The following is a 15,460-nucleotide window of genomic DNA, read 5'->3' as shown; positions in this document are numbered from 1 at the left end:
CATGACGGCACCTCTCGACACCGCCGACGCGCCGGCCATCGGCGCCCCGGCCGCCCCGGGCGGCCGGGTCGGCGGCGGACTGCTCGACCCGCGCCAGTTGATCGCCTCGCTGCCGGACGCGCTGCGCAAGCTCGACCCGCGCACGCTGTGGCGCAACCCGGTGATGCTGATCGTCGAGATCGGCGCGCTCTTCACCACCGTGCTCGCGGTGGCCGACCCGTCCGTCTTCGCCTGGTCGATCACCGTCTGGCTGTGGCTGACCGTGGTCTTCGCCAACCTGGCCGAGGCGGTCGCCGAGGGACGCGGCAAGGCCCAGGCCGCCACGCTGCGGCGAGCCAGGCAGGACACCGTCGCCACCCGCCTGCTCGGCTGGACGCCGGGCGCGGCGGCCAACGCCTACCGCGACGAGGCGGTGCCCGCGCCGCAACTGCGGCAGGGCGACGTCGTGCTGGTCGAGGCCGGGCAGATCGTCCCCGCCGACGGCGACGTGGTCGAGGGCATCGCCAGCGTCGACGAGTCGGCCATCACCGGCGAGTCGGCCCCGGTGATCCGGGAGTCGGGTGGCGACCGCAGCGCGGTCACCGGCGGCACCCGGGTGCTCTCCGACCGGATCGTCGTCCGGGTCACCCAGAAGCCGGGCGAGAGCTTCATCGACCGGATGATCGCGCTGGTCGAGGGCGCCAACCGGCAGAAGACGCCGAACGAGATCGCGCTCAACATCCTGCTGGCCGCGCTGACGATCATCTTCCTGCTCGCGGTGGTCACGCTCCAGCCGCTGGCGATCTACGCCAAGGGTTGGCAGGCCGCCGCACCGGACACGCAGGCGATCACCGACTCCGGCGTCACCGGCATCGTGCTGGTCTCGCTGCTGGTCTGCCTCATCCCGACCACCATCGGCGCGCTGCTCTCCGCGATCGGCATCGCCGGCATGGACCGCCTCGTGCAGCGCAACGTGCTGGCGATGAGCGGCCGGGCGGTCGAGGCGGCCGGCGACGTCAACACGCTGCTGCTCGACAAGACCGGCACGATCACCCTGGGCAACCGGCAGGCCGCCGAGTTCCTGCCGGTGGACGGCGTGGACGCGGCCACCGTCGCGGACGCGGCCCAGCTCTCCAGCCTGGCCGACGAGACGCCCGAGGGACGTTCGGTGGTGGTGCTGGCCAAGAACGAGTACGGGTTGCGCGAGCGCGAGCCCGGCCTCATCCCGCACGCCACGTTCGTGCCGTTCACCGCGCAGACCCGGATGAGCGGCGTCGACCTGGCCGCCGACGGCGGGGTCCGGCAGATCCGCAAGGGCGCCGCCGCCGCGGTGATGAAGTGGGTACGCGAGCACGGCGGCCACCCGACCGAGCAGGTGGGTGAGCTGGTCGACGCGATCAGCGGGACCGGCGGCACCCCGCTGGTGGTCGCCGAGCACACCGCCGGCGAGCCGGCCCGGGCGCTCGGCGTCATCCACCTCAAGGACGTGGTCAAGGCCGGGATGCGGGAGCGCTTCGACGAGATGCGCCGGATGGGCATCCGGACCGTGATGATCACCGGGGACAACCCGCGCACCGCGAAGGCCATCGCCGACGAGGCCGGCGTCGACGACTTCCTCGCCGAGGCCACGCCGGAGGACAAGCTCGCCCTGATCAGGAAGGAGCAGGAGGGCGGCCGGCTGGTCGCGATGACCGGCGACGGCACCAACGACGCGCCGGCGCTGGCCCAGGCGGACGTCGGCGTGGCCATGAACACCGGCACGTCGGCCGCGAAGGAGGCCGGCAACATGGTCGACCTCGACTCCGACCCGACCAAGCTGATCGAGATCGTGGAGATCGGCAAGCAGTTGCTGATCACCCGGGGGGCGTTGACGACGTTCAGCATCGCCAACGACATCGCGAAGTACTTCGCGATCATCCCGGCCATGTTCGCCGGCATCTACCCGTCGCTGGACCGGCTCAACGTGATGCGCCTGGCCAGCCCCGAGTCGGCGATCCTCTCCGCGGTCGTCTTCAACGCGATCGTCATCGTCGCGCTGATCCCGCTGGCCCTGCGCGGTGTGCGCTACCGCCCGGCCAGCGCCTCGAAGCTGCTCAGCCGCAACCTGTGGCTCTACGGCCTCGGCGGCATCGTGGTGCCGTTCGTCGGCATCAAGCTCATCGACCTGCTCGTCCAGTTCATTCCGGGGATCTCGTGATGCGCCTTCCCAGTTGGCTCTCCCAACACCTGGCCGCCCTGCGTGCCGTGCTCGTCCTCACCGTGCTGCTCGGGCTGGCGTACCCGCTCGCCCTGGTCGCCGTGGGCCGGATCCCCGGCCTGGACGGCCGGGCGGGCGGCTCGCTGGTCGCCGTCGGTGGCCGAACCGTCGGCAGTTCGCTGATCGGGCAGTCGTTCACCGACGCGGACGGCGACCCCGTGCCGCGCTACTTCCAGTCCCGCCCGTCCGCCGCCGGCGACGGCTACGACCCGACCGCCACCGCGGCGAGCAACCTCGGCCCGGAGAGCGTGGTGGACACCATCACCGGTGACGACGAAACCTCGTCGCGGAGCCTGCTCACCCAGGTCTGCGCGCGCAGCCTGGCGATCGGCGACCTCGACGGGGTGGACGGGCGGCGGCCGTACTGCACGCCGGACGGGGTGGGCGCGGTGCTCGCCGTGTTCCGCGCCGACGGCCTGACCGGAAAGATCACCCGCGTGGTCAGCGTCAACCAGGTCGCGCCGGCGACGCCGTTCGTCACCACCTGGCAGGGCGTGCCGGTGGAGCCGGCGAGACCCGGCCGGGACTACGTGGCCGAGGGCGGCCTGATCACCCCGGTCCGGGGGGACGCGCCGGCGCAGCCGGCCGTGCCGGCCGACGCGGTCACCGCCGGCGGCAGCGGCCTCGACCCGCACATCTCCCCGGCGTACGCGGAGATCCAGGTGGTCCGGGTGGCGCGGGAGCGCGGGGCGGACCCGGCGGCGGTCCGCCGGCTGGTCGAGGAGCACACCGCCGGCCGGTCGCTCGGCTTCCTCGGCGAGCCCGCCGTGAACGTGCTGGAACTCAACCTGGCGCTGGACCGGGAGTACCCGGCGCGCTGACGCCGGCAGGTGTTAAAAGGGGGCCCCGCCTCTACCGGATGCGTTAAGCGGGGCCCCCTCCTTTCCGAAAGGATGAGGTGGTGGGCAGAGGCGAGCTGCGGATCTATCTCGGGGCGGCCCCCGGCGTCGGCAAGACGTACGCCATGCTCGAAGAGGCCCAGCGCCGCGCCGAGCGTGGCACCGACGTGGTCGTCGGACTGGTCGAGACGCACGGCCGCAAGCACACCGCGGCAATGATCGGTGACCTGGAGCAGGTGCCCCGGCGCACGATCACCTACCGGGGCGTCGACCTCACCGAGATGGACCTCGACGCGGTGCTGGCCCGCCGGCCCGAGGTGGTGGTGGTCGACGAGCTGGCCCACACCAACGTGCCCGGCTCCCGGCACGACAAGCGCTGGCGGGACGTCCAGGAGCTGCTCGACGCCGGGATCAGCGTGCTCTCCACGGTCAACGTGCAGCACCTGGAGTCGCTCAACGACGTCGTCGCGCAGATCACCGGCACCACCCAGCGGGAGACGGTGCCGGACCAGGTGGTCCGCGCCGCCGAGCAGGTCGAGCTGGTGGACATGACGCCGGAGGCGCTGCGCCGCCGGATGGCGCACGGCAACATCTACCGACCCGACAAGATCGACGCGGCGCTCGGCAACTACTTCCGGGTCGGCAACCTCACCGCGCTGCGCGAGCTGGCGCTGCTCTGGCTCGCCGACAAGGTCGACGAGCAGCTCGACGCGTACCGGGCCCAGCAGGGCATCTCCGACACGTGGGAGGCGCGGGAACGGGTGGTCGTCGCGCTCACCGGCGGCCCCGAGGGCGACACGCTGGTGCGCCGGGCGGCCCGGATCGCCGCCCGGAGCAAGGGCGCCGACCTGCTCGCCGTGCACGTGGCCCGCAGCGACGGGCTGGCCGGCGCGGACCCGGCCCAGCTCGCCCGGCAGCGGGTGCTGGTGGAGAGCCTCGGCGGCACGTACCACCAGGTCCTCGGCACCGACATCCCGGCGGCGCTGCTCGACTTCGCGCGTGGCGTCAACGCCACCCAGCTCGTGCTCGGCGCCAGCCGCCGCGGCCGGTTCGCCCAGGTCTTCGCGCGCGGCGTCGGCGTCACCACCACCGCGCTCTCCGGCGCGATCGACGTGCACCTGGTCACCCATCCGCAGGCGGGGCGCGGGCGCCGGGGCGCGGCCGTGCCGGCGGCGCTGTCCCGCCGCCGCCGGCTGCTCGGGTACGCGCTCGCCGTGCTCGGCATGCCGCTGCTCACGCTGCTGCTGCGGACGCTGCCCGACCTCACCCTGACCAACGACATCCTGCTCTTCCTCGCCGGCGTGGTCGGGGTGGCGCTGGCCGGCGGGCTGTGGCCGGCGCTGGTCGCGGCGCTCGGCGGCTCGCTGCTGCTCAACTGGTACTTCACCCCGCCCTACCGCACGCTCACCATCGCCGAGGCCGACAACCTGCTCGCGCTCGGCGTGTTCGTCGGCGTCGCGGTCGCGGTGAGCGGGGTGGTCGACGTGGCGGCCCGGCGTACCCGGGAGGCGGCGCGGGCGTCCGCCGACGCGCAGACCCTGGCCACCGTCGCGGGCAGCGTGCTGCGCGGCGCGCGTCCCCTGCCGGCGCTGCTGGACCGGCTCCGGGAGACGTTCGGGGTGCGCGCGGTCAGCGTGCTGGAGCTGGCCGCCGAGGCCGAGGGGCGGCCGGGCCGGTCCGCCGACGAGGCCGCCTGGCGGGTGGTGGCCGGCGTCGGCGAGCGGCCACCCGGCAGCCCGAGCGCGGGTGAGACCGTGGTGCCGGTCGACGACCGGCTCAGCGTGGTGCTCGCCGGCCGGCGGCTGGAGGCCGCCGACCGCCGGGTCGTCGAGGCGTTCGCCGCCCAGGCCGCCGTCGCGCTGCGCCAGGAGCGGCTGGCCGAGGAGGCCGCCACCGCGCGCCCGCTCGCCGCCGCCGACCGGATGCGGACCGCGCTGCTCGCGGCCGTCAGCCACGACCTGCGTACGCCGCTGGCCTCGGCCAAGGCCGCGGTGAGCAGCCTGCGCAGCCACGACGTCGAGTTCGACGCCGACGACTCCGAGGAACTGCTGGCCACCGCCGACGAGTCGCTGGACCGGTTGGGCCGGCTGGTGGCGAACCTGCTGGACATGAGCCGGTTGCAGGCCGGCGCGCTGGGCGTCACCGCGACCGCGATCGGGCTGGAGGACGCCGTACCCCGGGCCCTGGACGAGCTGGGCGCCGCGGCGGCCGCGGTGACCACGGACATCGCGCCGGACCTGCCGGCCGCGCTGGCCGACCCCGGCCTGCTGGAGCGGGTGCTGGTCAACATCGTCGCCAACGCGCTGCGGCACAGCCCACCCGGCCGGCCGCCGACGATCACCGGCAGCGCCCACGCCGGCCAGGTCGAGCTGCGGGTCATCGACACCGGCCCGGGCATCCCGGAGGACCAGTGGGAACACGTGTTCCTGCCGTTCCAGCGCCTCGGCGACCGGGACAACCAGACCGGGGTGGGGCTCGGGCTGGCGCTGTCGCGAGGGCTGGCCGAGGCGATGGGTGGCAGCATCACCCCGGAGACCACGCCCGGCGGCGGTCTCACCATGGTGCTGCGGCTGCCGGCCGCCACCGAGTCGGGAGGGCCGCAGGAATGACCCGCATCCTGGTCGTCGACGACGAGCCGCAGATCCTGCGCGCCCTGCGGATCAACCTGCGGGCCCGCGGCTACGACGTCGAGGTCGCCGACAGCGGGGCCGCCGCGCTGAAGGCCGCCGCCGGCCACCCGCCGGACCTGGTGGTGCTCGACCTGGGCCTGCCCGACCTGGACGGCACCGAGGTCATCCGCGGGCTGCGCGGCTGGACCACGGTGCCGATCATCGTGCTCTCCGGCCGGGCCGGCAGCGAGGACAAGGTCGCCGCGCTGGACGCCGGCGCCGACGACTACGTGACCAAACCGTTCGGGGTGGACGAGCTGCTCGCCCGGATCCGCGCGGTGACCCGCCGGCTGGCCCCGAGCACGCCGGCCGTCCCGGCGCTGCGGATCGGCCGGCACACCGTCGACCTGGCCGACCGGACCGTCACCCGGGACGACGGCGCCGAGGTCAAGCTCACCCCCACCCAGTGGGCCATGCTGGAGAAGCTGCTGCGCAACCCCGGCAAACTGGTCAGCCAGCGGCAACTGCTGCTCGACGTCTGGGGGCCGGGATACGAGCAGGAGACCAACTATCTCCGGCAGTACATGGCCCAGCTGCGGCGCAAGCTGGAGGACGACCCGGCCCGGCCCCGGCACCTGGTCACCGAGCCCGGCATGGGCTACCGCTACCGGCCCTGACGTTTGCGCCGGCCGGCGGCGGGGACTCCGCGAGCCGGCCGAGCAGCGGGGGAGGGGCATGGCGGACGACCGGTTCGCGGCACCGCCGCCGGAGGGCTTCGGCAGGCGGCTGGACGAGCACGCCATCGACGCCGGCGCGGCGGAGCTGGAGCGTCCCGACGGCCTGGTCGACAGCGGCGTCTACGTCGACGGCGTACGACGCGCGTCGCCGGCCGGCCTCGCCGACACGTTCCGCTGCCTCCAGCAGCTCGACGACGCGATGGCCTGGATCGGGCTGCGCCGGCCCGGTCGCGAGCAGATCGCCTCGCTGGCCGCCGAGTTCCAGCTCCCCGAACTGGCCGTCGAGGACGCCATCAACGCCCACCAGCGCCCGAAGCTGGAGCGCTACGACGACACCCTGTTCGTGGTGCTGCGCGCCGCCCGCTACCTGGACGCGCGGGAGGCGGTCGAGTTCGCCGAGCTGCACCTCTTCCTCGGCCCCGGGTTCGTGATCACGGTCCGGCACGGGGGCACGCCCGACCTGGCCGCCGTGCGACGCCGGCTGGAGGCGGAACCGAACGTCCTCGCGCTCGGTCCCGAGGCGGTCCTGTACGCGGTGCTCGACCGGGTCGTCGACGGCTACGCCCCGGTGGTGGCGGGCCTGGAGAACGACATCGACGAGATCGAGACCGAGGTGTTCGGCGGCGACCCGAACGCCAGCCGCCGCATCTACGAGCTGAGCCGCGAGGTGATCCAGTTCCAGCGGGCGGCGCGACCGCTGCTGAAGGTCGTCGAGGCGCTCACCGGCGGCTTCGACCGCTACGGCACCGACGAGGAGCTGCGCCGCCGGCTGCGCGACGTGGCCGACCACCTCACCCAGGTGGTGGAGCGGGTGGACGGGTTCCGGCATCTGCTCCAGAGCATCCTCACCGTCAACGCGACACTGGTCTCGCAGGCGCAGAACGAGGAGATGCGCAGCCTCACCGCGGCCAGCTTCGAGCAGAACGAGGAGGTCAAGCGGGTCTCCGCCTGGGCGGCGATCCTGTTCGCGCCCACCCTGATCGGCACCGTCTACGGGATGAACTTCACCCACATGCCGGAGCTGGGCTGGCGGTACGGCTACCTGTTCGCGGTCGCCCTGATGGTCGCCGTCTGCGGCGCGCTCTATCTGCTGTTCAAGCGCCGCGGCTGGCTGTGAGCCCGGCCGCCCGGTGCCCTGCCGCGACCGTCGCCAGCGCCGCCGTGCCGAGCAGCGCGGCCGCCGGCGCGACGACCAGCCCGTACCGGACGCCGGCCGACAGCCCGGCGAGCGCGGAACCGGCGGCGCTGCCCACCACGAACGCGGTGCTCACCCAGGCGAACGCCTCGGCCACCGTGCCCGCCTCGGCCAGCCGCTCGGCGGTGAGGAAGACGGCGGTCAGCACCGGTGGCAGCGCCAGCCCGCTCACCGCGAGCAGCGCGGCCATCGGGACCGGGCCGGGCGCCAGCAGCAGCGGCAGGAAACCGGCCGTGAGCGCGGCGGCCAGCACCGGCAGCCGGCCCGGGCCGCCCGGTCGGACCCGGGTCCAGCACAGGCCGCCGACGAGCGCGCCGACCGCCTGCGCGGCGAGCAGCCAGCCGCTGAGCCGCCGGTCGCCGGCCGCCTCGGCGTAGCCGGTCACCGCCACCGCGATGCTGCCGACCGCCGCGCCCACGCCGACCACGCCGAGCATCATCACCGTGAACCGGGGTACGCGCAGCGGCCCGGCCCAGTGCCGCACCGCGGCCACCCCGCGCCAGGCCCGGGCGGCCGGGCTCAGCGCGTACATCGCGGTGCCGGCGAGCTGCACCACGGCGGCGGCGAGCAGCCCGGCGGCCGGCCCGCCGACGGTCACCGCGAGCAGCGTGACCAGCGGGCCCACCACGAAGATCATTTCTTGCAGCGCGATGTCCAGGGTGTAGGCGGTGGGGACCGTGGCCGGCGGCAGCAGGGCCGGCCAGAGCGTCCGCAGGCAGGCCTCCAGCGGCGGCGTGCCGAACCCGGCGACCACCGCGCCGACCACCGCACCGGCCAGGTGCCCGCCGGTGAGCGCCACCGCGCCGAAGCCCAGGCCGGAGACGACCGCGGCGATCCAGAGCACCGGCGGCTGCCGCCAGCGGTCCACCGCCCGGGCCAGCAGCGGCGTGCCCACCGCCATGCCGGCGGTGTAGGCGGCGACCAGCAGGCCGGCGGCGGCCAGGCTCAGCGACTGGCGGGCGAAGAGCAGCAATGCCAGCGGGCCGCTGGCGGTGGGCAACCGGCCGAGCTGGCTGCCCAGGAGCACCCGGACGACCTGCGGCGCGCGCAGCACCGACCGGACGGAGGTGTCGACGGACATGGGGCATCGCTCCCGGAGTGGGGGATCGGGTGGAGGCGTCGGGTGGGTCACGCGCCTCAGGGAGCGAAGTCGGCCCGCTCGTGGTCGTCGCCGTAGAGCGGGAGAGCAGGCGTGACCCAGTGCGCGTACGCGGTCGCCGGAATCACCAGCCGACGGTAACCCATAGGGTGTCGGGATGGTTGACCGGCGAGCCGAGGTGCCGGCCCAGCGGGGGGAGCGCCGTCGCGGCGGCGCACGACGGGGACTGGCGGACCGGTGCGCCCGGATGGTCCGGTCCCGGCCGTTCGAGGTCGCGATCGTCGTGCTCATCATGGCCAACGGTGCCGTGCTGGGCATCGAGACGTACCCGCACGCGGGCACCACGGCGTCGGTGCTGCGCTGGACCGAGTGGATGTTCCGGGTGGTCTTCGTCGTGGAGATCACCATCCGGGTGCTCGCGTACGGCCGCCGGCCGCAGGATTTCCTCCGACACGGCTGGAACGTGTTCGACCTGCTGGTGACCGTCGCGATCTTCGTACCGGGGCTGCACGGCGACTCGGCCGTGCTGCGGTTCGTCCGGGTGGCCCGGGTGCTGCGGCTGGTCCGCTTCTCGCCCGGCCTGCGCACCATCGTCACCGCGCTGTGGCGCAGCCTGCCGGGCGTGGCGGCGTTCCTGGCGCTGGCCGGCGTCACCCTCTACGTCTACGGCATGGCCGGCTGGCTCATCTTCGGCGACCGTTACCCCGAGCAGTACGGCGACATCGGCCGCTCGCTGGTGACGCTGTTCGTGCTGCTCTCCCTGGAGACGCTCCCCGACCTGCTGGAACAGGGCCTCGAGGTGTCGTCGTGGACGCTGCTCTACTACATCAGCTTCGTGATGATCGCGGTCAACCTGCTGCTGAACATCCTCATCGCGGTCATCGTCAACTCGATGGAGGAGGCGCGCCGGCTGGAGATGACCGAGGGACTGGCCCCGGACTACGACTCCGACGGCGACGGCGTGCCGGACGAGGTGGACCGGATCGCCATCAGCCAACGCCTGGACGACCTGCGCACGGTGATCGCCGAGCTGGAGCGGGAGTTGCGGATCGACCGCGAGGACGTGCCACGACGCTGAGGGCGGCTGCGCCGCTGTGCCACAGTGTGCGGTTGTGGAGATGCTCACGGTGCGGGGTCTGACCCGGAGGTTCGGGAAGCTGGCCGTCCTGGAGGACGTGTCCTTCGGCCTCCCCGAAGGGCGACTCGCCGTCGTCGTCGGGCCGAACGGCAGCGGGAAGACCACGCTGCTGCGGTGCGTGGTCGGCGCGGACCGCCCCGACGACGGCGAGGTGCTGGTGCGCGGGCGCCGCTGCTACGAGACCGACCCCGAGATGCGCGCGCTGCTGGCCGCGGCGCTCGACGACATCGACTTCTTTCCGGACCTGTCCGTCGCCGAGCACCTCGAACTGGTCGCGTACGCCCACGGCGGCGTCGGCGCGACGGTGGCCGAGGTGATCGCCGAGCTGGGCCTGGAACGCGCCCGCGACCAGCTGCCCGCGACGCTGTCCAGCGGGCAGCGGCGTCGGCTGGCGCTGGCCTCGTGTTTCGTCCGTCCGCGCCGCCTGCTGGTGCTGGACGAACCGGAGCAGCGCCTCGACGCCCGGGGGCGGGAGTGGCTGGCCGACCGGCTGCTGCGCGAGAAGGCCGACGGCACGGCCGTGCTGATGGCGACGCACGACGCCGAGCTGGCGGCGGCGGTCGCCGACGACCGGATCGAGATCGGCGTCGCTGCGTGACGACGGAACTCGACGTCCGACCGACCGGCCGGCCGGACGCCCGGCGGCTGCGCGGCCGGCTGCGGCGCACCCGGCGTCGCCACCGGACCGCCTCGCTCGGTGACGTGCTCGGTGACGCCTACGTGCTCCTGCTCTTCACCGGCATGTACGGGTGGGCCCTGATCAGCGAGGTACGCGACTACCTCGGCTCACCGTCGGGCCGGCAGGGCGACCCGGCGGACCGGTACTGGTTCGGGATCGCCGCCGCCCTGGCCGTCGCCGGCCTGGCCTGGCGGGCTCTGCGGGTGGTCGGCCCGCTGGTGGTGGCGCCGGCCGCGCAGTCCTGGGTGGTCAGCTCGCCGGTGGACCGGCGAGGCTGGCTGCTGCCCCGGTTCGTCGTGCTGGTCGTCGCCGCGACCACCGGCGGCGGGCTGCTCGGCCTGGCCGCGGCGGTGGCTACCGGCGCCGGAGCCGCGCCCGACCTGGCCGGCGCGACGGTGGCCGGTGCCGGCTGCGCGACGGTGGCCGTGGCGTCGGCCGTCGTCGTCCAGGGCGGCCCGGATCGCGCGGGACCGGCCCGGATCCTGGACCGCTGCCTGCTCGGCGCCGGTGCCGTGGTGGCGCTGGCGGTGGTCGTGGCGCATCTGAGCGGGCAGCCGGTGCCGCTGCCAGCCGTCCCGCTCGCCTGGACGCTCGGGCTCGCGGCGGTGCCGGCGGCCGTGGTGGCGGTCGCCGCGGCGTACCGGGCGCTGCCGTCGGTGGACCGGGCGTCCCTGGCCGCCGGGGCCGAGGTGGCCGACGCCGCTGCCGGCGCGGCGCTGCTGCTCGACCCCTCGTTCCTGACCGGGCTGGCGGAGAGCCGCCGCTGGCGTTCCCGGGGCGTGGTGTCGAGCCGCCGGTTCCGGCCGCTCGGCCGGTCCGTGGTGCTGGTGCAGGCCGAGCTGTGGCGGACGGTACGCCACCGGAGCGCGCTCGTGGTCTGGGCGGCGCTGCTGCTCACCGCGTACGCGGTCGCGGTGGCGCTGCCGTCGTCGGCCGGCGCGGCCCAGGTGGTCCTCGGCTTCCTGGCGGTGGGCCGGCTGACCGGGGGTCTGCGTGCCGTCGGCCGGTCTGCCGGGCTGCGCCGCTCGCTCGGCGGTGGCGACGTCCAGCTCTACCTGGCGCACCTCGTGGTGCCGGCGGTGTCCGTGCTGGTCTGGTACGCGGCGACGCTGCCCGTGGTACGGCCCACCGTCGGCGTCGTCGACGGGGTGCTGGCGCTCGGCACCGTGGCCGCCGCCTACCGGGCCGGCACCCGGCCGACCATGGGATACGGCGGCGCCACCGTCAACACCCCGGCCGGAATGATCCCTGTCGATCTCATTCGACAGGTGGTCCGGGGGCCGGACGTGATCGGCGCGCTGATCCTCGTCCAGCTGTTCTGGGGCTGATCCGCTGCTCACCGGGCCATGACAGTTCTGTGAAGAAACGCGCCTCACGTTTGGGTCGCGGCCCGATCGGGGCACCGAACGTGTCGACAGGTCATTCGGAAGAACAGGACGGCTCTCGTGGAAGTTACCGGTTTCCTCACCGCGATCATCATCGGTCTCGTCATCGGGGCCCTCGGCCGCCTCGTGGTGCCGGGCAAGCAGAACATCCCGATCTGGCTCACGCTGGTCATCGGTGTGGTCGCCGCGATCCTGGGCACGCTCGTCGCCGGCCTGTTCGGCGTCGACGACACCGCCGGCATCGACTGGATCGAGCTGCTGCTCCAGGTGCTCTTCGCCGCTGCCGGTGTCTACATCGCCGCCGGTGCGTACGGGCGCCGTCGCCACTGACGCTTGATTAGGAGGGGCCCCTTGTTATGCAGAATGCGCTAATAAGGGGCCCCTCCTAACGCGCAAACGCGCGCTACTCCCGCCAGCCGGCCACCTCGACGCCCCTGGCCAGCTCCACCCGGAAGCCCAGCGTGATCTCGCCGCTCTCGCCCGGCGCGAGCGACAGCCGCCAGGTCACCTCCCCCAGCTCGGTACGCTCCGCCGGCGGCGGCGTCAACGCCGTCTCCCGCACCACCACCGCCTCGTCGCGGGACACCGGCACCTGGTCGCGTACCTCCACCGCCGCCGGTCGCGGCGTGTGGTTGGCGACGGTGATCCGATACTCCACCTCCCGCCGCCGGGTCGAGCCGAGCGCCGCCTTCGTCTCGGTGCGCCGGTGCAGCTTGCGTTCCACCCGCAGCCGGTCGTCCACCCCGAGCGCCAGTTCGATCTCCTCGCCCGGGGCCCAGACCGGCAGCCGGGTCGACGTGACGAAGTCCGTGCCGTGGAACACCGCCGCCGGACCGGCGAGCAGCGTGTGCTCCGCCGTGTTGCGGACGGTGGCCCGCAGGTGGGCCTCGGCGGCACGGACCGGCGCGGTCACGTGGTCCAGTCGGGCCGGCAGCTCCAGCACCGCGATCGTGGCCCGGTGCGCGCTTCCGTCGGCCGGCACCGCCACCGCCCGAGCCGGCCGGTAGGTGGCCGCGCCGACCCCCTGCTCCACCTCGGCGACGCTCTCCCGCACCCGGGGGGCCGCGGACCGGGCGAGACCACCGCCGCCGGCCGGCGCCGCGCCGGGTGCCGGCGGCACCGGCATCCCGAGCGGCATGTCCGCCGTCGCCGCGCGCGGGGTCGCCGGCCGGAACCGGTCGAGATACCAGGGCGACAGTTCGGGTACGCCTGTCGTCGCCGCCGGGCGGGCGGTGGAGAGCCGCAGCTCGCACTCCGGCCAGTCCTCGCCGGTGCACTGGCTGACCTGCCCGAACCAGGTCACGGTCACGGTGTCGTCGATCAGCCGCAGGTCGTAGGAGGGCTGCCAGCGGGCGCCGTCCACCAGGTAGGTCAGTTCCAGCTCCACCTCGGCGTCGTCGGCGTCCACCGCGACGGTCACCTCGGCGGCCAGGTGGTCCGGCTCCCGCTTGCCGTGCGCGGCGTCGAGATCCCGCTCGACCGCGGCCAGTTCCTCCGCCAGTTCGGTGCGCCGCCGGGCCAGCCCGCGCCGCCGGCCCCGGGAGTCGGCGAGCTGGGCGGCGACCGAGTCGGCGAAGGCGGCCACGTCGGCCGGCGCCGCGTCGCCGGTGGCCAGCGAGCGGGCGTACGTGCCGCCGGCGCGCTCGGCCAGCCGGGCGAGGAATTCGCCGCGCTGCTCCTCGATGCCGTCCGCGTCCTCGGTCTCGGCCAGCTCGTCGGCCAGCTCGCGACGTCGCTGCTCCAGGCCGACCACCTGCGCGTCGGTGCTGCGGGCCCCGCGCCGGGTGGTCACGTCCACACCGAGCACGGTGGCGGCGCCCCGGCCGCCGACGCGGATCGAGTCCCGCCGCAGGCCGGCGGGGAGCGGCGCGACGCGTACCCGATGGTCACCGGCGGCGAGCCTGACGCCGCCGCGGCGGGTGATCCGCGCGCGGTCCGGGTAGACGGTGACGCCGACGACGGGGGCCTCGATCTCCGCAGTTTTCACGGCGGTGAGGGTAGTTCAGCCGCGCATCTTGGCAGCGGTGCCCGGCTCCGCTACCGTCCATGGGAACGCTCCCATGAACTTAGATACATCTATGTGATCAGGAGGAAACACATCGTGGCTATCCTCTCCCTCCGGCGCCGCAGATCGGCGGTCGTCAGCGCGGCGGCCGTCGCCGGTCTCACCGCCGCCGGCATCTGCCTCACCGTCGGCGGCGCGTCCGCCGGCACGGTGTCCGGATCGCTCTACCGCGACCCGAGTTCGGCGGTCGTCCGCTGGGTCGCCGCCAACCCCGGCGACTCGCGGGCCGCCGTCATCCGCGACAAGATCGCGAGCCAGCCGCAGGCCCGCTGGTACGCCAACTTCAACCCGTCGACCATCCAGTCCGAGGTCTCCAGCTTCGTCGGCGCCGCCAACGCGGCGCAGCAGATCCCGGTGCTGTCGGTCTACGAGATCACCAACCGGGACTGCGGCGGGGCCAGCGCCGGTGGGGCGCCGGACCTGAACCAGTACCAGACCTGGGTGTCCAACTTCGCCCGCGGGCTCGGCAACCAGACGGTCCTGATCATCCTGGAGACCGACTCGCTCGCCCTGCAGACGTGCCTGAGCAGCGCCGAGCTCAACGCGCGCAACCAGGCGATCTCGACGGCCACCCGCACCATCAAGTCGGGCAACCCGAACGCCAAGGTCTACCTCGACGGCGGCCACTCCACCTGGAACAGCGCCAACGAGACGGCCAACCGGCTCCGGAACGCCGGCGTGCAGTACGCCGACGGCTTCTTCACCAACGTGTCGAACTTCAACCCCACCTCGAGCGAGGCGAACTTCGGCCGGGCGGTGATCTCCGCGCTCAACGGCATGGGCATCTCCGGCAAGCGCCAGGTCATCGACACCAGCCGTAACGGCGGCGCGAGCGGCGACTGGTGCGCCGACGACAACACCGACCGGCGCATCGGGGCGTACCCGACGACGAACACCGGCGACGCCAACATCGACGCGTACCTCTGGGTGAAGCCCCCGGGGGAGGCGGACGGCTGCCGCTACACCGCCGGATCGTTCCAGCCGGACCTGGCCTTCAGCCTGGCCAACGGCGCGCCCAACCCGCCCACCACCACGCCGCCGACGACCGCGCCGCCGACCAGCGCGCCGCCGACGACCACCCCGCCGACGACCACTCCGCCGACGACGGCTCCGCCGACCACCACGCCGCCGCCGACCGGTAACGGCTGCTCCGCGTCGGTGGTGCTCAACCAGTGGTCCGGTGGCTTCACCGCGAGCGTGACGGTCACCGCCGGCTCGACCGCCCTCAACGGCTGGACCGTTACGCTCACGCTGCCCGGCGGCGCCGCGGTCACCGGCGTCTGGAGCGCCCAGGCCAGCGGCACCAGCGGGACCGTCCGGTTCACCAACGTGGGCTACAACGGCCAGGTCGGCGCCGGACAGTCGACCAACTTCGGCTTCCAGGGCACCGGCACCGGCCCTGGAGCGACCGCCGGCTGCACCGCCGGCTGACCCGCCCGACACCACAGGCCCGGCGCGGAGGACCGACCTCCGCGCCG

General features: G+C 74.2%; 12 protein-coding genes. 10 read left to right on the top strand and 2 right to left on the bottom strand.

The window, feature by feature from the left end; translation table 11 throughout:
• Position 1 precedes the first annotated feature (1 nt).
• The 5 genes from kdpB to O7598_RS26945 all read left to right on the top strand — a co-directional run bounded on the left by kdpB (position 2) and on the right by O7598_RS26945 (position 7,538).
• Positions 2-2,176 carry a potassium-transporting ATPase subunit KdpB gene (kdpB, locus tag O7598_RS26965; protein WP_269694037.1) on the top strand — a complete coding sequence of 725 codons (2,175 nt, stop codon included), beginning with the start codon at positions 2-4 and terminating at the stop codon, positions 2,174-2,176.
• Positions 2,176-3,057, top strand: a complete 882-nt coding sequence (locus O7598_RS26960) for a potassium-transporting ATPase subunit C (RefSeq protein WP_269694036.1) — start codon at positions 2,176-2,178, stop codon at positions 3,055-3,057. Before kdpB ends, O7598_RS26960 begins: the two co-directional genes overlap by 1 nt.
• An 80-nt stretch (positions 3,058-3,137) precedes the next feature.
• Positions 3,138-5,684, top strand: coding sequence for a sensor histidine kinase (locus tag O7598_RS26955; RefSeq protein WP_269694035.1), 2,547 nt, complete (start codon positions 3,138-3,140; stop codon positions 5,682-5,684).
• Positions 5,681-6,361, top strand: coding sequence for a response regulator (locus O7598_RS26950; RefSeq protein WP_269694034.1), 681 nt, complete (start codon positions 5,681-5,683; stop codon positions 6,359-6,361). Before O7598_RS26955 ends, O7598_RS26950 begins: the two co-directional genes overlap by 4 nt.
• Positions 6,362-6,419: 58 nt before the next feature.
• On the top strand, positions 6,420-7,538 hold the full coding sequence (locus O7598_RS26945) for a magnesium and cobalt transport protein CorA (protein ID WP_269694033.1): 1,119 nt from the start codon (positions 6,420-6,422) through the stop codon (positions 7,536-7,538).
• Here the strand turns inward: O7598_RS26945 and O7598_RS26940 are convergent.
• The gene (locus tag O7598_RS26940; RefSeq protein WP_269694032.1) at positions 7,516-8,697 is read right to left on the bottom strand and encodes an MFS transporter; all 1,182 of its coding nucleotides are present in this window, start codon (positions 8,695-8,697) and stop codon (positions 7,516-7,518) included. The two genes, O7598_RS26945 and O7598_RS26940, sit on opposite strands and share 23 nt — an antisense overlap.
• A 175-nt stretch (positions 8,698-8,872) precedes the next feature.
• Here O7598_RS26940 and O7598_RS26935 point away from each other — a divergent pair, with 175 nt between their 5' ends.
• From O7598_RS26935 to O7598_RS26920, 4 genes are all read left to right on the top strand, one after another.
• On the top strand, positions 8,873-9,793 hold the full coding sequence (locus tag O7598_RS26935) for an ion transporter (protein ID WP_269694031.1): 921 nt from the start codon (positions 8,873-8,875) through the stop codon (positions 9,791-9,793).
• A gap of 40 nt (positions 9,794-9,833) precedes the next feature.
• The gene (locus O7598_RS26930) at positions 9,834-10,451 is read left to right on the top strand and encodes an ABC transporter ATP-binding protein (RefSeq protein WP_269694030.1); all 618 of its coding nucleotides are present in this window, start codon (positions 9,834-9,836) and stop codon (positions 10,449-10,451) included.
• Complete coding sequence (locus O7598_RS26925) at positions 10,448-11,860, top strand: DUF6297 family protein (RefSeq protein WP_269694029.1); 1,413 nt, start codon at positions 10,448-10,450, stop codon at positions 11,858-11,860. The genes O7598_RS26930 and O7598_RS26925 overlap by 4 nt, the downstream gene beginning before the upstream one ends.
• A 117-nt stretch (positions 11,861-11,977) precedes the next feature.
• Positions 11,978-12,247 (top strand): GlsB/YeaQ/YmgE family stress response membrane protein, encoded by a 270-nt coding sequence (locus tag O7598_RS26920; protein WP_091062484.1) that lies wholly within the window; start codon positions 11,978-11,980, stop codon positions 12,245-12,247.
• 73 nt (positions 12,248-12,320) lie between these two features.
• On the opposite strand, the gene O7598_RS26915 is transcribed toward O7598_RS26920, so the two are convergent.
• Positions 12,321-13,904 carry a DUF4139 domain-containing protein gene (locus O7598_RS26915; protein ID WP_269694028.1) on the bottom strand — a complete coding sequence of 528 codons (1,584 nt, stop codon included), beginning with the start codon at positions 13,902-13,904 and terminating at the stop codon, positions 12,321-12,323.
• Between the two features lie 114 nt (positions 13,905-14,018).
• On the opposite strand from O7598_RS26915, the gene O7598_RS26910 reads away from it, so the two are divergent.
• Positions 14,019-15,413: a glycoside hydrolase family 6 protein gene (locus O7598_RS26910; RefSeq protein WP_269694027.1), complete on the top strand. Its 1,395-nt coding sequence runs from the start codon at positions 14,019-14,021 to the stop codon at positions 15,411-15,413.
• The last annotated feature ends 47 nt before the right edge of the window (positions 15,414-15,460 follow it).

The organism is Micromonospora sp. WMMC241 (assembly GCF_027460165.1).
Taxonomy (GTDB): domain Bacteria; phylum Actinomycetota; class Actinomycetes; order Mycobacteriales; family Micromonosporaceae; genus Micromonospora; species Micromonospora humi.
Note: the sequence above shows the minus strand (reverse complement) of the source record. Positions and strands in the feature narration are given on the sequence as shown.